The following is a 23,616-nucleotide window of genomic DNA, read 5'->3' as shown; positions in this document are numbered from 1 at the left end:
GCTCCGTTCACAGGCCTACGACCTGGCGGGCTGCCAGCGCGTCGATCTCATCGGGCGCCAGGCCCAGGCTGCGCAAAATCTGCTGGCTGTCAGCGCCAATGCGCGGCGCGGGCAGCGGTGCATCGGGCTTGGCCGGCCAGGGGGTGGCCGCCATCAGCACCTCGCCAAAATCGGGCTGCTGCACGGTCTTGAAGGTGGCCAGGTGCCGGGCTTGCGGGTGCTTCACCACATCGGCCGCGCCATGCACCACCGCATGCAGCACGCTGTGCTGGTTGAACAGTGCGCGCAGCTCGGCCAGCGGTCGATCTGCCACGGCGCGGGCCAGGTCGGCATGCAGCACTGCCTTGTGTTGCAGCCGCAATGCATTGCTGGCAAAGCGTGGGTCGCTGTCCCAGCCGGCCAGTGCCAGCGCTTTGCCGATGCGCGCAAACTGGTCATTGTTCAGCGCCAGAATCGTCATACGGCCATCGGCCGCATCAAAAATGCCATTGGGCGCGCTGACCGCTGCCTTGACGGTCTGGCCGCCCAGCACCTCTTCCGACAGCGCAGTCGATTGCAGCGCGCAGCAGACATTGAACAGGCTCAGCTCCACATGCTGGCCTTTGCCTGTCTTCATGCGCTGCAGCAGGGCGGCGGTGCAGGCCTGCGCGGCATAGACGCCGGTGGCAATGTCGGCCAGCAAAAAACCGATGCGCTGCGGCGCGCCCTGTGCATCGCGGTTGCTGTTCATCAGCCCGGTATCGGCCTGCATCACCGAGTCGGTGGCGGGGTTGTCGGCAAAGGGGCCGTCTGGGCCATAGCCGCTGATCGACACATAGACGGGTTCCAGCCCCAGCGCCTGGAGCGCGGCAAAGTCCAACCCCAGGCGTTCGACCACCTGCGGGCGAAAGTTCTGCACCACCACATCGGCGCTGCGCGCCAGCTGCAGGATCAGCGCCTTGCCCTCAGGGTGCTTGGCATCCACCGCCAGACTTTGCTTGCCGGCGTTGTAGGTGCTGGACAAGGTGCTGTGGCCATTGCGGGCCACCCCCACATGGCGGCCCCAGTCGCCCTGGGCGGGCTCGATCTTGATGACCTCGGCGCCCTGGTGGGCGAGCAGCTGGGCGCAGTAGGGGCCGGCCACGCCCTGGCTCAAATCCAGGACCTTGAAACCGGCGAGCGGGGTAAACCCCAGTGTTGACTCTGGCATCACGTATTCGTCTCCTTGCATGGCCCGGCGATGCGACACGATGCCGGGCGTTTGTTGTGAGACCCATGGTAAAAAGCTCCAGCTGCTTTGGGAACTGCCAAAGCACAGCCATCAGTGGTGATTCAAAATCAACAATCAAAGAGAAAGCTGGCCATGGACCTGAACCTGGTGCGTTTGTTTGTGGCGATTGCCGAGTCCCGCAATCTGAGCGATGCCGCCCAGCGCTCGGGCGTGACGCGCTCGAATGTGTCGCGCCGGCTGGCGCTGCTGGAGCGGCAGTTTGGCGCGCAGCTGCTGCGGCGTACCACCCGGCATATGGAGCTGACCCAGGCCGGCCGCATTCTGCATGGCCACTGCCTGCAAGCCCTCAATGCGCTGCAAAGCGCGCAGCTGCAGATCGACCAGATCCACCAGACGATCAGCGGCGAGATTCGGGTGCGGATTCCGACGGGCCTGGGGCATTTCCACCTCAAGCCGCTGATCCTGGCTTTTTGCCAGGCGCACCCCGATCTGCTTTTGCGCCTGGTCATCAATGACCAGATCCATGACCTGGTGGCCTCCAAGGTGGACCTGGCGATCCACATCACCTCCGCGCCGCTGGAAGACCATGTGGCCACCCGCGTCTGCGACATCGAATGGGGCCTGTTTGCCACCCCGGCCTACCTACAGACCTTGGGCCTGCAGTTGCAAACCCCGCAGGACATCAAACATGCCCGGCTGATGGCGCCGCTCAACATTCACCACCGGTTGGACTTTTGGCGCCATAGCGATGGCGTGCATGCGCAGGTGCAAAGCACGCCATCGATCCAGTCGGGCGACTACCAGTTTCTTTTCAATGCCGCGATGGCGGACTTGGGTGTGGTGCTGCTGCCGAACTACGCCGTGTGTGACGCCATCGCCCAGGGCAGCCTGGTGCAGGTGCTGGGCGGCTTTGGCGTCAAGGGTGTGGGTGATGCGCTTTACGTGGTGCGCGCGCCCAACCGCCAGCCATCAGCGGCCACCCTGGCGCTGATCGAGCTGCTGGTGTCGTCGATCCAGAAGCTGGCGCCGGGTTGGCGGATTGCTGCGGCTTGAGGCGTGCGCCGTGGCTGGCGTTGCTGGACGTTGCCAGGGTTTCCAGGTCCAGCGTTCAGACGCCAGCGGCCAGGCTGTACACCGTCAAGCCGCCATCTTCGCGGTCGCGCATCAGCAGCCCGGCCTGGGCCATTTCCTTGGCCACGCAGTAGATGGTGGCCGCTGGCAAGGGGGCACCGCTTTGCGCGAGGTGGGAGGAGATATCGGCGCACTTGACCCGTGAGCGGCCCAGCTGGACGATGGCCTCCAGCACCCGCAGCCGGGCAGGCGTAGGTCGGATGCGCACAAGGCGGCTGCGTTTGAACCAGGGGGCAGCAGGCGGGGCCGGCGCTGCCATGCGGGGTGCTCGGTCATCATTCATGTGTGCATGCTGGCATGGCGGTTTGGAGCCGGTTTGTCGGTTTGTGGCAGTTTGTGTCAATGTGCCTCAGGCCCGATCGCAGCAGCGGCCACCGGCTGCAAAAACGCGTCCCCACGAGATGCTTTGGGCGGTGCTTGGCAGACCCGGGGGCGCTGCGCCTGCGCCCCGGGTACGCGATCCCATCCTTAGCCGATGCGCTGGCCGCGCGAGCGCATGCGCCATGCGCCGATGCCGGCAGTCAGCAAGCCCAGAAGGACCACGCTCCATTGCTGCAGCGTCGGTACTGCGGTGGCGTTGCCAAGCGGGACCGGAGGGACAGGCGGGATGGCGGTGGTGACCGTTGCCGAGGCCGTGCAGGGCTGGGCGCTGCCAGCGGCGCACAGGGCGTTGGCCTCGCTGACGGCCAAGGAGGCGGTATTGACCAGGCTGGTGGGTGGCAGTGCGCTGACAGTGGCGCCGAGCTGGACCACCACGCTGTCACCCGCAGCCAGCGAGGCGACGGTCACATCCACCGCGCCCGTGCCGCTGGCGGGGACGCAGGGTGCAGCGCCGCTATTGCTGCAGGTCCAGCTGGCATTTTCCAGGCCGGCGGGGAGCGGATCAGTGATGCGGGCCTGGGTGACGGGCACCTGGCCGGCGTTCTGCGCGGTGATGGTGTAGTGCATCGGCTGGCCGGCGAAGACCGTGCCGCTGGCCTGCGCCGTCTTGCTCAGCTGCAAGAGCGGCTGGGGCCACAGATCCACCGCCGCCGAGGCATTGCAGGGCTTGGCCTGGGTCTGGGCGCTGGCGGGGTTGTAGCACAGCCATTCAGGGTTGCTGGCCGTCACGCTGGCGGTGTTGCTGACCTGGTCCATGCGGGTCGCAATGCTGTCCACCGTGGCGACCACGGTGTAGACCAGGCTGGCGTTGGCGCGCATGCTGGCGATGGTCTGGCTCAGCACCCCGCCTGCGGACAGGCTGCCGCTGGCTTGGGGGCAGACCGCGAGGCTGCCGACGGGCGACTGGCAAGTCCAGGTGGCCGAGGCAAATCCGGCGGGCAAGGCGTCAGAGAGGGCTACGCCGGTCAACTCGGCCGCGCCTTCGTTCTTGACGGTGACGGTGTAGGTGGCCGTTTGCCCAGCGTAGAGCGGCGCGGTCGCGTCCACCGTCTTGGTCACGCTGAGCAAGGGGCTGGTGGCCACCGATGCCGAGGCGCTGCAAGGCGTAGGAAAGCCATCGCGGGCATCGCAGCTGAGGGTGCTGGTGGCAGGCGGCTCGATGGTGGCCGTGTTGGTGATGACCGTGGCACCGGCGGGCAATGGGCTGCTGAAGCGCGAATTGACGCGGAACACCAGGGCGCTGCCAGCGGGCAGGGTGGGCAAGACGGTATCGAGCGGAAAGCTGCCCGTGGCTGGCAGGGGGCAGACGGCTGCGCTGCCGGCGGGACGGCTGCAGCTCCAGCTGCTGGCGCCCGCTTGCAGGCCGTCGGGCAGGGTATCGCGCAAGCGGGCGCCACTGGCATCGCGGGTGCTGGCATTGGTGACGGTGATGTCGTAGTACACCAGGCCATTGGCGGTAGCCAGGCCGGTGTAGGCGCTGCCACTGCTGTTGACCGCTTGCTTGGCCACTGACAGCGGCGGCGAGCACGAGGCCGTGCCGCTCGATTGCACCAGCAGGCCCGAAGGATCGCCCTGGTTGCCGACGACGACATAGAGGGTGTTGGCACCGGTTTTAAAACCATTATTGAGCACCACCGGCACATTACCGCCGGCACCAAAACCGCCAACACCCAAACTGGTGCCATTGTTGGTGTAATCGAATACCGCGTCATTCACCAAAATGCGCCTGACCTGGTTATCCACATACAGATTCAGGCTCAAATTGAAACTGTCGGGGTCGACAGACGGATCCAGGCTGAATTGGTATTGGTAGACATAATAGCTTCGGCCATATTGCACGCCAATCCACTGGGCATTGCCAAAGGGCGACTGTACCCAGGCACCATTGCCTGCGCCAGGGCGGTCCACCGGGCCTTGGGCATAGGGAAGCGCCGCTGCAGCGGCCGGGGTGGTGATATCGCCAGGGGCGGGCGCAATAGACCAGTGCGCATCCAGGCTGCCAATGGGCTGCTTGGGACTGTTGATACTGTAGCCATTGCTGCCGTCAATACCCGTGTTGAAGATGGCGGGGTCTGTGCTGCATGAAATAACAGGCGCAGTTTGCGCCTGGACCAGCAGGGGTTGCAGAAGTGCCACCGCCGCACATCCCAGGCCCACATAATGGGCCATCGATATTCTGATGTCTCTCATTGCATTCCTAATTCCGATAACTATATTCAATTCGAATATGTATAGTAATAGAATGAATAAGAACCAGGGGTGACCCAATGTCAAACATCTTCATGCCCGGGGATGTTTGACAATTTTTATCAAAGTGGCACAAGCGGGCGGCGCGATTCGCTGCCGCCAGGGCTTGACATCGATCAAGCAAATCCGTACCGCAAGAAGATGGGCAGCGAGAGACGGGTGGGGGCCTGAGGGCAGCGGCAGCCCATTCAACAAGGCGAGCAAGCTCTTTGCTAAAAAAGAATCATTATCAATTATGATCTTGCCGTTGTTCGCGTTCCTCATCGGGTTGCCCATGCCACAGCGTCCATTCCACACCGAGGTGGAAGACATCTTTCGCCAGCACCACGCATGGCTGCGGGGGCGCTTGGTGCTGCGCGCATCCAGCCATAGCGAAGCCGAGGATGTGGCCTCGGAGACCTTCCTGCAGCTGACCGAAGGAGGCGTGGTTGCCGATATACGGCATCCGCGCGCTTTTTTATCGACGATAGCCAAACGCATCTTGATCAAGCTCTGGCAGCGCCAGGACCTGGAGGCGGCCTACCAAGACACATTGCGCCATATGCCCGAGGCGGTGGCGCTCTCCCCCGAAGCGCATGCGATGCTGGTGGAGGCCATCTGTCAGATCGACCGAGCGCTGGCCGCGCTGCCGCTGCCGGTCAAGACCGTGTTTCTGCTGTCACGGCTGGAAGGCATGCGCTACCCACAGATTGCGGAGCACATGGGCATCTCGCTGGCGACGGTAGAGCGCCATATGCGGCGTGCCTTGCTGCAGTGCCTGAACTGCACACCATGAGCGGTACATTACCCCCTGCCCAGGCCTTGGGTGCAGCCGTGGACTGGCTGGTGCGCCACGAGTCAGAAACCATGAGCGATGCAGACTGCCAGGCGTTTGAGGACTGGCTGCACCAAGACGCTCACCATCGGGCCGCATGGCAGCGCGTGACCTCCGCCTTGGCAGCCCCGCTGGAGGCCGTGCGCAGCCTGCAAGCCCATACCGAAGGCCTGCATGCGCAGGCAGCCATGCAGGCGCTGTTCAGAACCCGGCGCCGCCGGGTATTGCGGGGAGCGCTGGCGCTGGGAGGCATGGGCCTGGCCAGCGCCTGGGTGGCAGACCGGCTCACGCCGCTCACCCAAGTGATGGCCGATTGGCATACCGGCACCGGCGAGCGGCGTGCGTTCACGCTGGCCGATGGGTCGACCGTGTTGCTGGATGCCCGGTCTGCCGTGGATGTGCACTATGCCGCTGGCGTGCCTGTGCTGCAGCTGCGCGCGGGGGCCATGGTGGCCAGCCGCCCACATGCAGGCACAGCCCCCTTGCAGGTGCGTACCCGCGATGGGGTGCTGCTGCTCAGTGCGGGCCGCATGATGGGCCGCGTGTATGCGGACCGGACCGAGGTGGTGGCCTTGGACCAAGGCCTGACGCTGCGACCCAACGAGGCCGCACAGGCCTGGCTGCGCACGGGGGAGGGCGCGCGCTTCAGTGCCCGGCAGATTGAGCCGCTGCCTGGCAACCCGGTGCAGCGCGCCGCATGGCAGCAGGGCATGCTGGCCGTTGACGACTGGTCGCTCGCAGAGGTGGCCCAGGCGCTGCAGGCATATTTCTCGGGATATATCCGCGTGTCGCCGTCGGTGGCCGATCTGCGGGTGTTCGGCATCTTCAAGTTGGATGTGGACGAACTGCTGAACACGCTCAGCCAGATGCTGCCGCTGCGGATTCAGCGCCTGGGGCCGCTGGTCACGATCGGCGAGCGGGGTGTTCGCTGATCGGCAATGCCCTGCCTCATGTCTTGCTCCATGTCCTGCCGCATGCAAATAGATGAGGGGTTTTGCGGTTTGGGCGCACTGGTTAAGTAGTACCCAAGCGAAAAGGAACCTCTGCCGTGACTACTTCCAGCCCCTTCCTGACCGAGCGCCCCCTTGCCGGGCGAGCCTACCCCGTACGCGTCTGTCTCCATGCGCTGGCACTCGCCGCCCTGGTGGTGTGCGCGCTGTCACCCGCTGCCAGCCGGGCAGCGGACGCTCCACAGACCGCGCTTGTGCAGCTCGATATTCCGGGCGGTAGCCTTGCCGATACCCTCACCCGCATCGGCCAGCAAACAGGGCGCAGCATTGTGGCCGACCCTGCGGTGATCCAGGGGCTGCGCAGTGCGCCGATTCAGGGCACCTGGACGGCAGAGCAGGCAGTGCGCAAAGCGCTGGAGGGCTCGGCCCTGCAGGTGCAGACCTTGCCAGGTGGCGCCTTGCAAGTGCGCCAGAAAGCCACCGCGCAGCCGCCCCTTGCCGTTGCTACACCTGCAGTGGTGGACGAGGCGGCTGCAGCGCCTGCCGCCCCTGCTGAAACCAGCCACCAGCTGCCTACCGTGGTAGTGACGGACCAGCGCTCTGACAGCTCGCTGATGCAGCCCACCCGCCAAGTCACTGTGCTGGAAGGTGCAGAGCTGGACGACCTGCGCGCCACCTCGTCCAACCTCAATAGCTTGCTGGCCAAGAGCGTGCCGGGCATGTCCGACTCCAGCCGCAACCTCAGCGATTTCGGCATGACTTTGCGGGGCAGAAATGTGCTGGTGCTGGTCGATGGCATTCCGCTCAACACCAACCGTGACACGGCGCGCAACCTGGTCAATGTCGAGATGAGCCGCATTGAGCGGGTGGAGGTGCTGCGCGGCAGCAACGCCATCTATGGCAGTGGCGCGACCGGCGGCGTGATCTCGGTCACCACACGCCCGGTGGGTGGCCAGCCGGTGGCGCGTACCACGGTGGGGTTCGATAGTTCGCTATCGCACCTGAGCAGTGATGGTTTGGGCGGCCAGGTGCAGCACTACCTGTCGGGGGCTGGCGAGGTGGTCGATTACGAGGTCGATATCTCGGCCCGCCGCATGGGCGGCGCTTTTGACGGCCATGGCGACCGCATTGCCTCCGATGCCAGCCAGGGCGACCTGTTCGATTCAAACACCTACAGCCTGGGCGGCAAGATCGGTTTTCGCATTGATGGCAACCAGCGCATCCAACTGGCGGCCAGCCACTTGCGCGCCCACCAGAAGACCGACTATGCGAACGACCCCAGCGTCAACCAGGCGCCTTTGGGATCGGTGGCAGCCCGGGCCATCCGGGGTCTCAAGCTGGCCGAACAGAACCAGGTGGAAAACAGCTTGCTGAGCGCCAGCTACGAGCACAAGGACCTGGGCGGCAGCCTGCTGAGCGCCATGGTCTATGGCCGTGACAACTTTGTGCGTTTTGCGCCCTTTGATGCGCGCAGCAACACCAACCGGGGCAACTTTGTCGACCAGGTGATGCAGAACAACAAGGTGTTCGGCGGCCGCCTGACCATCACCACACCCATCGGTGAAGAGAAGAACACCAAGCTGGTCTGGGGCGCAGACTACATCCAGGAGCGCAGCAATATGCCGCTGGATACCTTTGATGCCGCCAGCTATGACGCGAGCGGTGGTCTGGTGTTCCGGCCCGCCGGGCAGCGCATTTACATGCCCTGGGTCACCGTCAAAAGCGCGGGCGTCTTTGGCCAGTTACAACACAAGTTCAGCGAGCAATGGTCGGCCGAAGGCGGTTTGCGCTATGAGAAATCGCAGGCAAGCTTTGCAGATTTTCAGCCGCTGTCGCAGTCGCGCCTGCCCAACCCGGCCACGGTGGCGGGTGGCAAGGTCTCGTATGACGCAGTGCTCTACAACCTGGGGCTGGCCTTCAAGCCTTGGAAAAACCATGAGTTCTACACCTCGTTCAGCCAGGGCTTTGACCTGCCCGATGTGGGCCTGCAACTGCGCAATGCCGGTGCCAAGTTCGACATCAACTCGTCTGAGCTGGAGCCGGTCAAGACCGACAACTATGAAATCGGCTGGCGCGGCAGTTTCGGCAACACCTTGGCGACCTTGGCGCTGTTCCAGTCGCGCTCGGACCTGGGGGCCGTGCAATCCTTCAACAATGGCCTGCACCTGACCCGCACCCGCGAGCGCATCCGAGGCCTGGAGCTGACGGCGGACCACTACGCCGACCACTGGTCGACCGGTGGCACCGTCACCTGGATGCAGGGCCGCGAAACGCCACCCGGTGCCAGCAGCGACCAGCCGATGACCGGCTACCGCATACCGCCGCTCAAGATCACCGGCTATGTGCAATACAGTCCCAGCGACCGCTGGAGCCTGCGCACCCAGTTCAACTGGTTTGGCGCGCGCGACTACCGCCTGGCGGACGGCAAAACGCAGTTTGCCCGTGCCGATGTGAAAAGCTACTACAGCGTGGACGTGGTGGGCCGCTACCAGTTCGACAACAAGAACCAGATCACCGTGGGGGTGCAGAACCTCTTCAACCGCTACTACCTGCCGCTGTACAGCCAGCTGATGCGCAGCAGCAAGAACGACAGCCGCCTGCCGGCAGCGGGCGCCACCTTGACGGCGAGCTATACGCATAACTGGTGATTTTGAGCGGGCTTAAAGGGCGCCGAAACGGGCACCCGCCGCAAGCCCGGCTAGGCGTCTGCCTGGGTGCTTTGCTGGGCAGCTATGCCGGTCAGCAGCACGGCGGCCTGTACGCGTGAGCTCAGGCCCAGCTTGCGCAGGATGTGCTGCACATGGGTTTTGACCGTGGTCTCGGCAATGGCCAGATGGCGTGCGATGTCCTTGTTGCAGGCGCCGGCAGCGATCTCGCGCAGGATCTCGCGCTCGCGCGGCGAGAGCTGTTCGAGCGGGTCGGCGGCGGCTGCTGCTGCTGGGGGCATGGGCGCTGGCGGCTGCTGGGTTTGCAAGGCGCTTACCAGCTTGTCCGTCATCTCCATGCTCACGGTGGACTGGCCGCGCAGTGCCCGCTCGATGGCGGCCACGATGACCTCGCTGTCGCCCGTCTTGAGCAGGTAGCCATGGGCGCCGCGCTGCAGTGCACGGGCCAGGGTGTCGGCATCTTCGCTGACGGTGAGCATCAGCACCCGCGCCGCAGGGGCTGCCTCGCGCAGGCCGGGCAAGGCATCCACGCCGCAGACGCCAGGCAAATGGTGGTCGAGCAAGATCACATCAGGCTGCAGCTGCACCGCCCGGCGCAGGGCTTCCCCGGCGTCTGAGGCCTCGCCTACCACCAGCAGATGCGGCTGGGTGGACAGCAGCGCAATCACGCCGCGCCGAAACAGCGGGTGGTCATCCACCACCAGCAGGCGGATGGGTGCAGTCGGGGTCTTGGTCGTCATGGCAGAAGCCTTTCGGTGTGTGCGGAGGCCAGGACTGCGGCAACGGCCGGGGGCGCCACCACCCCCACGGGCATGCGCGGCAGGCTCAGGGTCACGCAGGTGCCGGCGCCGGGCACAGTGCTGATGTCCAGCGCCGCGCCGATGCTGGCGGCGCGCTCGCGCATGATGCGCAGGCCCACATGGGTCTCGTCGGGCAGCAGATCCGCCTCGTCGATGCCTCGGCCATCGTCGCGCACCTCCACCGTCCACTGCGGGGACTGCTGCACATCCACCCACACCGTGCAGGCCTGCGCGTGCTTGCGCACATTGGACAAGGCCTCCTGCACCACATGCAGCACCTGCACCTGCACATCGGGCGGCAAGGCCATGCCTTCACCCGCCAGGCGCAAATGGGCAGGCAACCCGGTCTGGTGCTCAAACTTGGTCAAGGTGGTGCGCAGCGCCGGCACAAAGTCCTCAAGATTGGTGCGGGTGCGAAAGTGCAGCAGCAGCTCGCGCACATCCGACAGGCTCTCGCGTATCCCCTCGTCGAGTTCAGCCAAGGTGCCGCCCACCCGCGCGCTAGGCTGCGGTGCGCGGGCAATCTCGTCACGCAGCAGCGCCGCCTGAATTTTGAGAAAGGCCAGGCTCTGCGCAATCGAGTCATGCAGCTCGCGCGCCAGCAAGCCGCGCTCATCGGCGACTGCCGCCTCGCGCTGCAAGGCATCGGCACGCAGCGCCTCCATGCCGCCGGCCAGGTGGCTGGCCAGAGCGTCGAGCAAGGCCCGGTCGTCGGCCGCCATTGCGGTTGGGGCCTGAAAGAACAGGTCGATCTCGCCGAGCATGCGCTCATGCAGCCGCACCGGCACGCTCAGCACACTGGCAAAGCCTGCGCGCTGGCACTGGCCCGTGTCCACGCGCCCGCTGCGTGCAGCGCCTTTGCGCCAATCCTGCAAGGTCACCTGGCGGGTCTGGGCCTGCGCCTGGGGCTGGCCGCAAAAGCAGTCGCCCGTGGGCACGCAGTGCTCCGCCTGCACCATCTCCTCGGGCAGCCCTTCGGCAGCCAGCAAGACATAGCGGCGGTTGTTCTCGTCGGACCAGCGCACGGCCACCGCGTCGGCCTGGGCAATGCGGCGTGTCTGGCTGGCAAAACCCCGGGCCAGACTCTCCAGCGAGTCTGCGCTGGCCACCAAGGCTGCGCCCTCGTACAGCGCGGCCAAGCGTGCGCGCTCGGCTTGCAAGTGCTCGGTCTTGTACTGCACTCGGCGCTCCAGGCTGGCATACAGATCCTGCAAGCTGGTGGCCATGCGGTTGAAGCCCCGGGCCACGGCCGCGAACTCATCGCTGCCATGGGCTGGCACGCGTGTAGAGAGATCGCCTTCCTCCAGCCGGGCCAGCCCCTGCTGCAACCGCGACAAGGGCCCAAACACCAGCAGCTGTGCCGCATACAGCAGTGCCAGGGCCGCCACAATGGCCAGCGCCATCATGGCGAACTGGGCGGTGTTGAGCAAGGTGGTCCAGCGGGCCAGTTGTCGCTCGATGGTGCTGACCAGGATGTTGATGTTGCCCACAAACGCGTCGGCCTGCTGTGCAATGGCTGCCGGCTGCGTGGACGTGCCCGCCGCTGGTAACTGCTGCCAGCTGCTGCGCAGCTGCTGCCAGTGGCGCTGGACGGCCTCCAGCGCCGAGCGCGAGGCCGCATCACGCGGCACCGCCAGCGGGCGGGAAGGGTCCCCGCCTTGCAGCAGGGCCAGGCTGGCATCGAACTGCTGCAGCAGCGCGTCCAGGTGCTGGGCATCGGCAGCGGGAAGTGCCTGCGCCATCTGCCAGGTCTGCATGCGCATGCGGCCCGCCTCGTTGATGGCGGCGGCCCCGCCATCGAGCGACCAGGTCAGGCGCAAGGTCAGGCCAATGGCTGCCAAGGCCATCACCAGCAAGGCGCAACCAATGGCACCGATCTTGAGCGCCAGGGATCGGCGTGGGGGCAGGGTGTTGTCGGTGGTCATCGCCGATCCTCTGGATAACGGGCGCCGCGCCTGCCTGCCATCTCGCGGCCCATGGCTTGCTGGTCTGCCGGGTTCAGGCGCTGGATGCAGGGCGGATAGGCCAGGCTTTCTTCAGTCGCCAGATGCTTTCTGTACAGCGCTGCAAATGCCGACCAGCGCTGGCGTGCTGCCTGCAGCATCTGGGCATCAGGCATCTGCCCGCTCTGGAGGGTTTGCAGGTCTGCCCGGATGGGCCGCCACTGTGCGTCCATTTGCCGGTGCTCGTCCTGCAAGGCATCGGCCAGCGCTGCAAGCTCGGGTTGTCCCGCTTGGCGCAGCGCTGGGAACACATGCCGTTCCTCATCGTCGTGGTGCAGGGGCCCTGCCACATCAAAGTAGCGCAGCACATCGGTGGCGGCGTCGCGCGCCAGGCCATCAGGGTCCTGGCCACCTTGCTCGCTGAGGTAGTCGCCCAGCCGCAATAGCAGCACCAGGCTGCGCTCCACGCGGGCGTGGCAGGCATGCAGCAGGTCGAAGGGTTCGTCGAAGCTGGCGGTAGGTGGGGTGTTCAGTGGTAGGGGCACAGCTTTGATTTTCGCTGGCTCTGGGGGTTGTGGGTCTGTGGCGCGCGGCGTTCATGATCTAGGTCAAGATTTGGTGCCTGGTTGAGGTGGTTGAGCGCTAGATGCAGCCGAGGCACAGCATGTATCCGTTGCCCTTGTTGGCCACCGCTGTTGATTGGAGTTTGGAGGCCGGTGTTCGCCCGGCGGGCGACCTACTTTCTTGCTCGTGCAAGAAAGTAGGCAAAGAAGCACGCCCCTGCTATCCGTGACCCCAGCGCCTGCGGCGCTGGGGCCGCCTGCGATGCTCGGCCCAGGGGTGAGCCGCATAACTCACTACGCGCCAAGGCGCTGCGTTCAAACAGATGCGGCCAGCATGATGACGAAGGCGTGTGTCCTTCGGCACACGCCCACCCCTGGGCCTGTGCTTCTCGGCACGGATAGAAGGGTGCTCAGTAAACCTGTATGCCATCGCTGCGCTCGGCATCGGAAATCCCCCTCCCCCCCTTCTGTATGCGCCTGTGGTGGGGCGTTTGCGGGCTGACATGCGCGCCCCAGCGCGCATGCGTTGTGAACTGATTCGCCGTGGCTGTTTGAACGGAGCGCTTCAGCGCGCAGTGAGTTCCACGGCGCAGCCCGCAAACGTCACAGCACAGGTTGCCCCGCAGCGCAGCGAAGGGGACGCAGACAGTAGGGGCGCACTTCTTTTGCTTACTTTTCTTTGGTCCGGCACTCCGGTGCGAGCAAGAAAAGTGAGTCGCAGCCGGGCGACTCCCGGCCTCTGCCTTTTAAAAAAGCAAGAAAGATAAAACAGCAGCAGAGTCTGCCGGCAGTCGTCTATTCGGCATGGATAGAACGGTGGTCAACACCCTGCGTGCCATCGCTCTTAGCAGTGCAAGCGCCTGCTTTGGCCTTTAGGCCTGAGGCCGGTGTTCGCCCGGCGGGCGACCCACTTTCTTGCTCGTGCAAGAAAGTAGGCAAAGAAGCACGCCCCTGCTATCCGTGACCCCAGCGACTGCGGCGCTGGGGCAGCCTGCGATGCGCGGCCCAGGGGTGAGCCGCATAACTCACTACGCGCCAAGGCGCTGCGTTCAAACAGATGCGGCCAGCATGATGACGAAGGCGTGTGTCCTGCGGCACACGCCCACCCCTGGGCCTGTGCTTCTCGGCACGGATAGAAGGGGGATGTCCCATGTGCCATCGCTGCGCTCGGCCACAGCACAGGTTGCCCCGCAGCGCAGCGAAGGGGTCGCAGACAGCAGGGGCGCACTTCTTTTGCTTACTTTTTTTTGGTCCGGCACTCCGGTGCGAGCAAGAAAATTGAGTCGCCGCCGGGCGACTCCCGGCCTCTGTCCATAAAGCAGTGAAGAAGCTGGCACATATAACAGACCAAAAACCAACTACTGCACCAAAGGCGTCTCCGCCCCCTCCAAATCGACTCCCACGACAAGAGCCTGCCCAGCCAACAACCGCAAATACTGCGACAAAGCCGTCGCAAAACTCTGCTGCCGCAGCTGCTGCATCACCGCCGCTCGTACCTGTTCATAAGGCGGCACGGTGCCCGCCTCGCGTTCGAGCACCTCGACCACATGCAAACCAAAACGGCTGTGCACCAAGCGGGCGAGCACCCCCACCTCGGCATGGCCAAACAGCTCCCGTGCAAACTCTGGCGCGCAATCGGGCACCGCCAACCAACCCAGCTGGCCGCCCGATGCGCCACTGGGGCAGTTGCTGCTGGTGGCGGCTGCGGCGGCAAAGCGGTCGCCGGCTGCCAGCTCTTGCGGGGTGGCGCTGCGCAGATCGAGCAAGCAGGCCTCGGCGCGCTGGCGCAGTGCCTGGATGTCGACACCGGGGGTGACGGCGAACAGCACATGGCGTGCCCGTACCCGCTCGCCCCGGGCATAGCGCGCGGCATGGGCCTGGTAGTGGCGCAGGCCGGCCTCGTCGCCGGGCTCGGGCAGTTGCAGGGCGGTATTAAGCAGCTGCTCTATTGCGGCGGATGCGGCCTCGCTGATGGCGCCTGCGCTGGGCGCAGGGTCGTCCGTGGCCAGCAGGCCCTGGGCCATTGCGGCCTGGCGCAGCAGCTCGGTGCAGGCGCGTTGGCGCAGCTCGGCGCTGTCTAGCAGCTCTTGCGCGCTGCACAAGGCGATGCCGTTGACATGCGCGGCCAGCGTGGGCCGGGGACCGGTGTGCAGCGGGGCTTGCATGGGTGGCAGCTCCGGTGTGGCGGCGCTTTGGCAGCTGCAATCGCTGCTGCCGCAGCCTTGGGCGGGGGAGGGGGCAAAGGCGTTCATACCCGGCCTCCTTCGCGGCGCGCGGGCTTTTGGGCCGCAGGCACATTCAGGCGGCGCGAGCGTACCAGCTGGTAGGGCCGGGCCAGGTAGGCCACCGAGGCGAAGCCGCTCCAGACATGCACCAGGCGGCTGAAGGGGAAGAGCAGAAAGATGGTCATGCCCAGCACCATGTGCAGCTTGAACTGCCAGCCCAGTGCCAAGAGGCCGCTGGCATCGGGGCGGAAGGTGACGATGCGCTGCGCCCAGTCGGCCAGCACCAGCATGGCGCTGGCGTCTGCCCGGTGCGAGAACGACAGCGGCAAGGTCGCCAGGCCCAGCACCAGCTGCACCCACAGGATGATGAGAATGGCCAGATCGGTGCGGTGGCTGGTGAGGCGGATGCGCGGATCGGCAATGCGGCGGTGCAGCAGCAAGCTCAGGCCGATGAAGCACACCAGGCCGGCGATGCCGCCCGAGATGATGGCCAGCATCTGTTTTTGCGGCGCGGTGATCAGCCACTCGTACATGAAGTGCGGCGTGAGCAGGCCCACGGTGTGGCCGAACAGCAAAAACAGAATGCCGATATGGAACAGGTTGCTGCCCCAGCGCAGCTGGCCGGCGCGCAGCATCTGCGAGGAATCGCTTTTCCAGGTGTACTGGTCGCGGTCAAAGCGGGCGAGGCTGCCCATCAAAAACACGGCCAGGCAGATGTACGGATAAACGGTGAACAAAAAGTTGTGCAAAGCAAGAGGCATGGCTCTCTCCTAGTTTGCCCGGGCCGATGGGGGGCGGCGCAGGATATGGATGGGTTGCGTGCTGGGCATGGCGGCGCCTGTGCTGCTGCCAGGTGCCGACTGGCCCTGGCTGCTGCAGCCGCCAAAGGCCAGGGGCTCTTCCCAGCTGGCATCCAGCGGCTCGTCGTTGGCGATGGGCGCATCGCTGGGCAGGGCATGGCCGGTGAGGTCCAACACGGCGGACAGTACCGCGCCGTAGTCGCTGTCGCGCCGCAGCAGGGCGGCGGTAATCGATTGCAGGATGTGGGAGAACTCGCCAATAAAGGCCCGCGCCTGGGCGGTGGGCTGGGTGGATGCGTACTCCAGCAGCACGGTCAGGTGGTCGGGCAGCTCGGCCGGGTCGAGCAGCAGGCCGGCTTGCTCATAGGTCTGCACCAGGTCGACCATGGCCGGCCCCCGGTCGCGCGAGTCGCCATGCACATGCTCGAACAGGTGTAGCGCGGTGCCGCGCCCCCGGTCGAAAAGATCCACATAGAGGGCCTCGGCATCCAGGCCGTCGGCCAGCAGGCGGTCCATCAGCGCATCGAGCTCACGGCGGCGCACATGGCCGATGGCATCTTCGGCATTCAGTGCGGTATGGATCTCGGGCAGGTGGCTGCGCATCGCAGCGTCGGGGTAGCGCAGCAGGTGGGCCAGTGCGCGCAGGGTAAAGCAAATGCTGTCTGTCATCGTGTTTCTCCTCAGAGCACCGCCTTGAGCGGGATGGTGCGTTTTTTCTCGCTGCCAAACAGGCTGGTCTCGGTCACGCCTTCGCTGCAGCCATTGCCAAATGAGAAGCCGCAGCCGCCGCGCACATTGAAGGCGTTTTCTGCGTACTCGCGGTGGGTGGTGGGGATCACAAAGCGGTCTTCGTAATTGGCAATGGCCATGATCCGGTACATCTCCTCGGCCTGGGCCACCGACAGATCGGCCTGCTGCAACGCAGCCTCGTTGGGCAGGCCGTCCACATGCTTGCCGCGCTGGTAGGCGCGCATGGCCAGCATGCGCTCCAGCGCCCGCACCACCGGCACGGTGTCGCCCGCAGTGAGCAGGTTGGCCAGGTACTTGACGGGAATGCGCAGCTGGTTCACATCGGGAAGTTCGCCATTGCTGCTCACATGGCCGGCCTGGGCGGCGGCGGTGATGGGCGACAGCGGCGGCACGTACCAGACCATCGGCAAGGTGCGGTACTCGGGGTGCAGCGGCAGGGCCACTTTCCAGTCGACTGCCATCTTGTAGACGGGGCTGCTCCGGGCCGCAATCAGCCAGGCCTCGGGGATGCCGTCGGCACGCGCCTGGGCAATCACCGCCGGGTCGTTGGGGTCCAGAAAGATGTCGAGCTGGGCCTGGTACAGGTCCTTGTCCTGGGTGACGCTGGCCGCTGCTTCGATGCGGTCAGCGTCATACAGCAGCACGCCCAGATAGCGGATGCGGCCCACGCAGGTTTCGGAGCAGACGGTGGGCTGGCCCGCTTCGATGCGCGGGTAGCAGAAGATGCATTTCTCGGCCTTGCCGCTTTTCCAGTTGTAGTAGATTTTTTTGTAGGGGCAGCCCGAGACGCACATGCGCCAGCCCCGGCACTTGTCCTGGTCGATCAGCACAATGCCGTCTTCCTCACGCTTGTAGATGCTGCCGCTGGGGCAGCTGGCCACGCAGGTGGGGTTAAGGCAGTGCTCGCACAGGCGCGGCAGGTACATCATGAAGGTGTTCTCGAACTGGCCGTAGATGTCCTTTTGCACCGCTTCGAAGTTGGCATCCTTGCTGCGCTTGCTGAACTCGCCGCCCAGGATTTCTTCCCAGTTCGGGCCCCAGACGATCTTGTCCATGCGCTGGCCGGTGATCAAGCTGCGCGGCCGGGCCGTCGGGGCGGCCTTCATCTCTTTGGCGGTTTGCAGGTGCTCGTAGTCAAAGGTGAAGGGCTCGTAGTAGTCGTCGATCTCGGGCAGGTTGGGGTTGGCAAAGATCTTCATCAACAGCTGCCATTTGCCGCCCTGGCGTGGCGCGATGGAGCCGTCTGTTTTGCGGACCCAGCCGCCATTCCAGCGGTCCTGGTTTTCCCATTCCTTGGGGTAGCCGATGCCGGGTTTGGTCTCGACGTTGTTGAACCAGGCGTACTCGACGCCGGGGCGGTTGGTCCAGACGTTCTTGCAGGTAACGCTGCAGGTGTGGCAGCCGATGCATTTGTCCAAGTTCAGGACCATGCCGATTTGTGCGCGAACCTTCATCGTGGGTTCTCCGTGGGGGTTGGTGTGGGGTGGGGTGCGAAAAGCAGGACCAGGGCCGAGGCGGCCTCCTGGGCATGCACGGCGTGGGGCTCGCCCACGGCGATGTGGCAGACGTCTCCAGGCGCCATGGCCAGTTGCCGGCCCATGGTCTCGAAGAGGAAGCGCCCTTCGATGCACTGGATCACCATGCGCTCGGGCACCTGGTGGGTGTGCAGCGACTGGCCGGCCTGCAGCACCAGGCGGAAGATCTGCAGATCGGGATCGCGCACCAGGGTGTACGAGCGCGCCTCGTCCAACGCGGCCGCCAGGGGGCGGGCCGAGAAGACGGCGCCAGCAGGGGTGTGGATCAATGCCATAGCGTGGACTCCTGGTGCGTGGCGATCAGGGGTTTTCGCCCTGCGCCTGGTAGGCGGCAGCCAGGTGGTCATCGCGTGGCGTGTCTAGCCAGTCCACTTTGTTCATCTTGCGCACCACCACGAACTCGTCGCGGTTGGTGCCGATGGTTCCGTAGTAGTTGAAGCCGTAGCTGTACTGCGCGTAGCCGCCGATCATGTGCGTGGGTTTGAGCACAATGCGTGTGACCGAATTGTGGATGCCGCCACGCACGCCGGTAATCTCGCTGCCGGGCGTGTTGATGATCTTTTCCTGTGCGTGGTACATCATCACCATGCCGGGCTTGACCCGCTGGCTGACGACCGCCCGCACGGCGACGGCGCCGTTGAGGTTGAACATCTCCATCCAGTCGTTGTCCTCGATGCCGGCGCGTTGGGCGTCCTCCTCGCTGATCCAGGCCACCGGCCCACCCCGGTTGAGCGTGAGCATCAACAGGTTGTCGGTATAGGTGCTGTGGATCCCCCATTTCTGGTGCGGCGTGATGAAGTTCAGCTGGATCTCCGGATGGCCATTGGGCTGGATGCCCAGCATGCCGGCCGTGGCCTTCATGTCCACGGGTGGGCGGTAGCTGCTGAAGCCCTCGCCGAAGGCCACCATCCAGGGGTGGTCTTGGTAGAACTGCTGGCGGCCGGTGAGGGTGCGCCATGGGATCAGCTCATGCACATTGGTGTAGCCGGCGTTGTAGCTCACGGTCTCGCTCTCGATACCACTCCAGGTGGGCGAGCTGATGATCTTGCGCGGCTGCGCCTGGATGTCGCGGTAGCGGATCTTCTCGTCCTCACGGTAGATCGCCAGGTGCTTGTGTTGGCGGCCGGTGATCTTCTCCAGCGCCTCCCAGGCCTTGACGGCCACATGGCCATTGGTCTCGGGTGCCAGCTGCAAAATGGTCTCGCAGGCATCGATGTCGCTGACGATACGCGGGCGCCCCTGGGTCACGCCCGGCTCGGTGGTCAGGCCGTTCAGCTGGCCCAGCTGCTCGACTTCGGTGCCGGTCTGCCAGCCAATGCCCTTGCCGCCATTGCCCAGCTTGTCCATCAAAGGGCCTAGTGCGGTAAAGCGCTTGTAGGTGTTGGGGTAGTCGCGCTCCACCACGGTGACCTGTGGCGCTGTCTTGCCGGGGATCAGCTCGCATTCGCCCTTTTTCCACTCGGCCACGCCATAGGGCTGGGCCAGCTCGGCGGGGGTGTCGTGCATCAGCGGGGTCAGCACCGTATCGCGCTCCACGCCCAGGTGGCCCACGCAGACCTCGCTGAAGGACTGGGCAAAGCCTTTGTAGATCTCCCAGTCCGAACGCGATTCCCACACCGGATCAACCGCCGCCGACAGCGGGTGGATGAAGGGGTGCATGTCGCTGGTGTTGAGGTCGTTCTTTTCGTACCAGCTGGCCGTGGGCAGCACGATGTCCGAGTACAGACAGGTGGTGCTCATGCGGAAGTCCAGGGTGACCAGCAGATCGAGCTTGCCCTGGGGGGCATCGGCATGCCAGGTCACCTCTTCGGGCTTGGCATCATCAGGGCCCAGATCCTTGCCCTGCACGCCGTTGTCGGTGCCCAGCAGGTGCTTGCAGAAATACTCATGGCCCTTGCCACTGGAGCCCAGCAGGTTGCTGCGCCAGACAAACAGGTTGCGTGGCCAGTTCTCGGGCGCATCGGGGTCTTCGCAGCTCATCGCCAGGCTGCCGCTTTTGAGGCCCTGGGCCACATAGTCGCGCGGCGCCAGGCCCGCTGCATCGGCCTGCGCTGCAATCGACAAGGGGTTGGTCTTGAGCTGTGGCGCGCTGGGCAGCCAGCCCATGCGCTCGGCGCGCACGTTGTAGTCGATCATGCTGCCGCCGTACTGGCTGCGGTCTGCCAGGGGGCTGACGATTTCTTCCAGGCCGAGTTTTTCGTAGCGCCACTGGTCGGTATGGGCGTAGAAGAAGCTGGTGGAGTTTTGCTGGCGCGGTGGGCGCGACCAATCAAGCGCAAAGGCCAGCGCCGTCCAGCCGGTTTGGGGGCGCAGTTTCTCTTGCCCCACATAGTGCGACCATCCGCCGCCGCTTTGGCCAATGCAGCCGCACAGCATCAGCAGGTTGATGACGCCCCGGTAGTTCATGTCGCAGTGGTACCAGTGGTTCATCGCCGCGCCGATGATGACCATGGACTTGCCCTGGGTCTTGTCGGCATTGGCGGCAAACTCGCGCGCCACCATGGTGATCTGCTCACGCGGCACGCCGGTGATGCTCTCGGCCCAGGCGGGCGTGTAGGCCGCATCGTCGTCGTAGCTGGCAGCGCCACTGCCCAGGCCTCGGTTGATGCCGTATTGCGCCGCCTGCAGGTCAAACACGGTGGCCACCAGGGCCTCGCGGTATTCGCCCTCGCTGCCCAGGCGCAGGCGCACGGCCGGCACCTTGGCGCGACTCACATCGCCTTGTTGTTCGTTGGCGGTAAAGTGCGGCGTGGCAATGCCGCCGAAGTAAGGGAAGCCCACATCGACGATCTCATGGGCCTGGCGGCCGTCTTCCAGCACCGAGAGCTTGAGGGTGACCTCGTCGCCGTGGCGCGCCTCCTTGGCCTCCAGGTTCCACTTGCCGGCATCGTCACGGCCCTCATCCCCCCAGCGAAAGCCGATCGAGCCATGGGGCAGCACGGCGCGGCCCTGGCTGTCGAAGGCCATGGTCTTCCACTCGGGGTTGTTGTCCTGGCCGAGCTTGCCGTTGAAATCGCTGGCGCGCAGGTAGCGGCCGGGCACTTGCACTACGCTGCCGTCTGGCAAGGTTTTGCTCTCGAGCAGCACCAGCATTGGCAGGTCGGTGTAGCGGCGCGCGTAGCCGTCAAAGTAGTCACTGCGCTTGTCGAAGTAGAACTCCTTGAACGCCACATGGCCCATGGCCATGGCCAGCGCCGCATCGGTGCCCTGTTTTGGGTGCAGCCAGACGTCGGAGAGCTTGGCCACCTCGCTGTAGTCGGGGGTGACGGCGACTGTCTTGGCGCCCTTGTAGCGCACCTCGGTGAAGAAGTGGGCATCGGGCGTGCGCGTCTGCGGCACGTTCGAGCCCCAGGCGATGATGTAGCTGCTGTTGTACCAGTCGGCTGATTCGGGCACATCGGTTTGTTCACCCCAGACCTGGGGGCTGGCTGGCGGCAGGTCGCAGTACCAGTCGTAAAAGCTCATGCAGACGCCGCCGATCAGGCTGAGGTAACGGCTGCCAGCCGCGTAGCTGACCATGCTCATCGCCGGGATGGGCGAGAAGCCGATGATGCGGTCCGGGCCATGCTGCTTGATGGTGTAGACGTTGGCCGCTGCAATGAGTTGGTTGACCTCGTCCCAGGTCGAGCGCACAAAGCCGCCCATGCCACGCACCTGTTGGTAGTCACGGCGCGCGGCATCGTCCTGCGCAATCAGCGCCCAGGCATCCACCGGCGTCTTGGCCACACGCAAGGCAGCGCGCCAGCGCTCCAGCAGGCGGCCGCGCACCATGGGGTACTTGACCCGGTTGGCGCTGTACAAATACCAGCTGTAGCTGGCGCCGCGCGCGCAACCACGCGGCTCGTGGTTGGGCATGTCCCAGCGGGTGCGGGGGTAGTCGGTCTGCTGGGTTTCCCAGGTGACGATGCCGCCTTTGACATAGATCTTCCAGGAGCAGGAGCCTGTGCAGTTGACGCCATGGGTGCTGCGCACGATCTTGTCGTGTGCCCAGCGGGCGCGGTAGGCATCTTCCCAGGTGCGGTCTTCGCCGGTGGTGCGGCCGTGGCCGCCGGAAAAGCTTTCCTGGGGTAGCCGGAAATGGGTGAGTCGGTCGAGGAAATGGCTCATAGCGGTTCTCTTTCTCGTGGGATCGGGGTGCCTGTAAGCCTTAGCAGGGCATGGTGGCGTTGCGGCGGGCATAGCACCACCAGGTCACAACAGCACACAACAGGTAGAAGGCAGAAAAGACCCACAGTGCGGCCTCGGGGCCGCCGGTGGATGCAATCGAGCTGCCATAGCTCTTGGGAATGAAAAAGCCCCCATAGGCGCCCAGCGCACCGGCAAAGCCCACGGCTGCGGCGCCCAGCACATTGCCTTCTTTGAGGGCGGCGGCCTGCGATGCCGCATCCTTGCCTGCGCCTTGTGTGGCGAGCTGGTTGAAGATGACGGGGATCATGCGGAAGGTGGAGCCATTGCCGATGCCGGTGGTGACGAACAGCACCAGGAACATCAGGAAAAATCCGGTAAAGCTGCCTGCTGGCGGGCCAAAGGCCAGCGCGTAGCTGCCCGTTCCCTTGGGCAGGAACCACAGCACGCCCAGCACGGCCAGTGCCATGACCAGAAAGTTCCAGAACGTGACCACGCCGCCACCGACCTTGTCGGCCAGCCAGCCGCCAAAGGGGCGTATCAGTGCGCCGACCAGCGGGCCCAGCCAGGCGTAAGCCAGCGGGTTGACGGCGGGGAACAGGCCCTTGATCAGCAGCGGAAAGCCAGCGGCAAAGCCGATGAAGGAGCCAAAGGTGCCCAGGTAGAGCAGGCACATGATCCAGTTGTGCCGCTGCACAAAGATGGCGGCCTGCGCCGCGACTGAGGCCTTGGCATCGGCCACGTCGTTCATCGCGAACCAGGCCACGACCGAGGTCAGCGCAATCCAGGGCACCCAGATGAAGGCGGCGTTCTGCATCCAGACCTGCACTTGGACGCCATCCCGGGTGATGGTCTGCGGCTCACCACCGAAGATGCCCAGCAGGCCCACGGTGACGACGATGGGGCTCAAGAACTGCACCACCGACACGCCCAGGTTGCCCAGGCCGGCATTCACGCCCAGCGCTGAGCCCTTGCGGTCTTTGGGGAAGAAGTAGCTGATATTGGCCATGCTGGAGCTGAAATTGCCCCCGCCCAGGCCGCAGAGCAGGGCCAGGATCAGCATCGTGGGGTAGGGCGTGGCAGGGTCTTGCACCGCCATGCCGATGCCAATCGCCGGGACAAGCAAGCTGGCAGTTGAAATAGCCGTCCAGCGCCGGCCGCCCACCAGCGGCACCATGAAGGAGTAGAAGATGCGCAAGGTCGCCCCCGACAGCGCGGGCGCCGCGGCCAGCCAGAACAGCTGGTTGGTTGAGTACTGGAAGCCCAGCCCGGGCAGGCTGACGGCGACCACGCTCCAGACCTGCCAGACGGCAAAGGCCAGAAACAGCGCTGGCACGGAGATCCAGAGGTTGAGCTTGGCGATGGCCTCGCCTTCCCTCTCCCAAAAAGCCTTGTCCTCGGGGGTCCAGATCTTCAGGGTACTGCCGCGGCGAGGCGCTGAGGTGTGTTTGGTGTTCATGGGGATTTTTCCAGGAG

General features: G+C 65.0%; 17 protein-coding genes. 4 read left to right on the top strand and 13 right to left on the bottom strand.

From position 1 onward, the window contains the following. Positions 1–7 precede the first annotated feature (7 nt). Positions 8–1,189, bottom strand: a complete 1,182-nt coding sequence (locus M2375_RS01975) for a CaiB/BaiF CoA-transferase family protein (RefSeq protein WP_259163592.1) — start codon at positions 1,187–1,189, stop codon at positions 8–10. Positions 1,190–1,342: 153 nt separating this feature from the next. Between M2375_RS01975 and M2375_RS01970 the strand changes: the two genes are divergently transcribed. Further along, on the top strand, positions 1,343–2,263 hold the full coding sequence (locus tag M2375_RS01970) for a LysR family transcriptional regulator (RefSeq protein ID WP_259163591.1): 921 nt from the start codon (positions 1,343–1,345) through the stop codon (positions 2,261–2,263). A 55-nt stretch (positions 2,264–2,318) separates the two neighbouring features. Here M2375_RS01970 and M2375_RS01965 read toward each other — a convergent pair whose 3' ends face one another. Together M2375_RS01965 and M2375_RS01960 are read right to left on the bottom strand one after the other, a co-directional pair. Beyond that, positions 2,319–2,624 (bottom strand): transcriptional repressor, encoded by a 306-nt coding sequence (locus M2375_RS01965; protein WP_259163588.1) that lies wholly within the window; start codon positions 2,622–2,624, stop codon positions 2,319–2,321. 185 nt (positions 2,625–2,809) lie between these two features. Beyond that, the gene (locus M2375_RS01960) at positions 2,810–4,912 is read right to left on the bottom strand and encodes an IPTL-CTERM sorting domain-containing protein (protein ID WP_259163585.1); all 2,103 of its coding nucleotides are present in this window, start codon (positions 4,910–4,912) and stop codon (positions 2,810–2,812) included. 331 nt (positions 4,913–5,243) lie between these two features. Between M2375_RS01960 and M2375_RS01955 the strand changes: the two genes are divergently transcribed. From M2375_RS01955 to M2375_RS01945, 3 genes are all read left to right on the top strand, one after another. Continuing rightward, on the top strand, positions 5,244–5,744 hold the full coding sequence (locus M2375_RS01955; RefSeq protein ID WP_259163584.1) for a sigma-70 family RNA polymerase sigma factor: 501 nt from the start codon (positions 5,244–5,246) through the stop codon (positions 5,742–5,744). After that, positions 5,741–6,715: a DUF4880 domain-containing protein gene (locus tag M2375_RS01950; protein WP_259163583.1), complete on the top strand. Its 975-nt coding sequence runs from the start codon at positions 5,741–5,743 to the stop codon at positions 6,713–6,715. Before M2375_RS01955 ends, M2375_RS01950 begins: the two co-directional genes overlap by 4 nt. A 116-nt stretch (positions 6,716–6,831) precedes the next feature. Next, complete coding sequence (locus M2375_RS01945) at positions 6,832–9,381, top strand: TonB-dependent receptor (RefSeq protein ID WP_259163582.1); 2,550 nt, start codon at positions 6,832–6,834, stop codon at positions 9,379–9,381. 50 nt (positions 9,382–9,431) lie between these two features. On the opposite strand, the gene M2375_RS01940 is transcribed toward M2375_RS01945, so the two are convergent. The 10 genes from M2375_RS01940 to M2375_RS01895 form a co-directional block, all read right to left on the bottom strand. Further along, positions 9,432–10,139 carry a response regulator gene (locus tag M2375_RS01940; protein WP_259163581.1) on the bottom strand — a complete coding sequence of 236 codons (708 nt, stop codon included), beginning with the start codon at positions 10,137–10,139 and terminating at the stop codon, positions 9,432–9,434. Continuing rightward, entirely contained in the window at positions 10,136–12,124 is a 1,989-nt protein-coding gene (locus M2375_RS01935; protein WP_259163580.1) for a type IV pili methyl-accepting chemotaxis transducer N-terminal domain-containing protein, read from the bottom strand. Before M2375_RS01935 ends, M2375_RS01940 begins: the two co-directional genes overlap by 4 nt. Beyond that, on the bottom strand, positions 12,121–12,687 hold the full coding sequence (locus M2375_RS01930) for a hemerythrin domain-containing protein (protein WP_259163579.1): 567 nt from the start codon (positions 12,685–12,687) through the stop codon (positions 12,121–12,123). The genes M2375_RS01935 and M2375_RS01930 overlap by 4 nt, the downstream gene beginning before the upstream one ends. Positions 12,688–14,063: 1,376 nt before the next feature. Further along, entirely contained in the window at positions 14,064–14,957 is an 894-nt protein-coding gene (locus M2375_RS01925; RefSeq protein WP_404979262.1) for a peptidylprolyl isomerase, read from the bottom strand. After that, positions 14,954–15,691 (bottom strand): respiratory nitrate reductase subunit gamma, encoded by a 738-nt coding sequence (gene narI, locus M2375_RS01920; RefSeq protein ID WP_259163578.1) that lies wholly within the window; start codon positions 15,689–15,691, stop codon positions 14,954–14,956. Before narI ends, M2375_RS01925 begins: the two co-directional genes overlap by 4 nt. Before the next feature lie 9 nt (positions 15,692–15,700). Continuing rightward, on the bottom strand, positions 15,701–16,399 hold the full coding sequence (gene narJ, locus M2375_RS01915) for a nitrate reductase molybdenum cofactor assembly chaperone (RefSeq protein WP_259163576.1): 699 nt from the start codon (positions 16,397–16,399) through the stop codon (positions 15,701–15,703). A gap of 11 nt (positions 16,400–16,410) precedes the next feature. Then, complete coding sequence (gene narH / locus M2375_RS01910) at positions 16,411–17,934, bottom strand: nitrate reductase subunit beta (protein ID WP_259163575.1); 1,524 nt, start codon at positions 17,932–17,934, stop codon at positions 16,411–16,413. After that, positions 17,931–18,290: a hypothetical protein gene (locus M2375_RS01905; RefSeq protein ID WP_259163574.1), complete on the bottom strand. Its 360-nt coding sequence runs from the start codon at positions 18,288–18,290 to the stop codon at positions 17,931–17,933. Before M2375_RS01905 ends, narH begins: the two co-directional genes overlap by 4 nt. Before the next feature lie 25 nt (positions 18,291–18,315). Continuing rightward, entirely contained in the window at positions 18,316–22,122 is a 3,807-nt protein-coding gene (locus M2375_RS01900) for a nitrate reductase subunit alpha (RefSeq protein WP_259163573.1), read from the bottom strand. Between the two features lie 40 nt (positions 22,123–22,162). Continuing rightward, the gene (locus tag M2375_RS01895; protein ID WP_259163572.1) at positions 22,163–23,599 is read right to left on the bottom strand and encodes an MFS transporter; all 1,437 of its coding nucleotides are present in this window, start codon (positions 23,597–23,599) and stop codon (positions 22,163–22,165) included. Positions 23,600–23,616: the final 17 nt, after the last annotated feature.

Source organism: Comamonas sp. BIGb0152 (assembly GCF_024809975.1).
Lineage (GTDB): Bacteria > Pseudomonadota > Gammaproteobacteria > Burkholderiales > Burkholderiaceae_C > Comamonas.
Note: the sequence above shows the minus strand (reverse complement) of the source record. Positions and strands in the feature narration are given on the sequence as shown.

Coding starts and splice junctions, on each gene's coding strand:
- M2375_RS01975 (WP_259163592.1), bottom strand. CDS start 1,189: ATGCCAGAGTCAACACTGGGGTTTACCCCGCTCGCCGGTTTCAAGGTC.
- M2375_RS01970 (WP_259163591.1), top strand. CDS start 1,343: ATGGACCTGAACCTGGTGCGTTTGTTTGTGGCGATTGCCGAGTCCCGC.
- M2375_RS01965 (WP_259163588.1), bottom strand. CDS start 2,624: ATGAATGATGACCGAGCACCCCGCATGGCAGCGCCGGCCCCGCCTGCT.
- M2375_RS01960 (WP_259163585.1), bottom strand. CDS start 4,912: ATGAGAGACATCAGAATATCGATGGCCCATTATGTGGGCCTGGGATGT.
- M2375_RS01955 (WP_259163584.1), top strand. CDS start 5,244: ATGCCACAGCGTCCATTCCACACCGAGGTGGAAGACATCTTTCGCCAG.
- M2375_RS01950 (WP_259163583.1), top strand. CDS start 5,741: ATGAGCGGTACATTACCCCCTGCCCAGGCCTTGGGTGCAGCCGTGGAC.
- M2375_RS01940 (WP_259163581.1), bottom strand. CDS start 10,139: ATGACGACCAAGACCCCGACTGCACCCATCCGCCTGCTGGTGGTGGAT.
- M2375_RS01935 (WP_259163580.1), bottom strand. CDS start 12,124: ATGACCACCGACAACACCCTGCCCCCACGCCGATCCCTGGCGCTCAAG.
- M2375_RS01925 (WP_404979262.1), bottom strand. CDS start 14,957: ATGAACGCCTTTGCCCCCTCCCCCGCCCAAGGCTGCGGCAGCAGCGAT.
- narI (WP_259163578.1), bottom strand. CDS start 15,691: ATGCCTCTTGCTTTGCACAACTTTTTGTTCACCGTTTATCCGTACATC.
- narJ (WP_259163576.1), bottom strand. CDS start 16,399: ATGACAGACAGCATTTGCTTTACCCTGCGCGCACTGGCCCACCTGCTG.
- narH (WP_259163575.1), bottom strand. CDS start 17,934: ATGAAGGTTCGCGCACAAATCGGCATGGTCCTGAACTTGGACAAATGC.
- M2375_RS01905 (WP_259163574.1), bottom strand. CDS start 18,290: ATGGCATTGATCCACACCCCTGCTGGCGCCGTCTTCTCGGCCCGCCCC.
- M2375_RS01900 (WP_259163573.1), bottom strand. CDS start 22,122: ATGAGCCATTTCCTCGACCGACTCACCCATTTCCGGCTACCCCAGGAA.
- M2375_RS01895 (WP_259163572.1), bottom strand. CDS start 23,599: ATGAACACCAAACACACCTCAGCGCCTCGCCGCGGCAGTACCCTGAAG.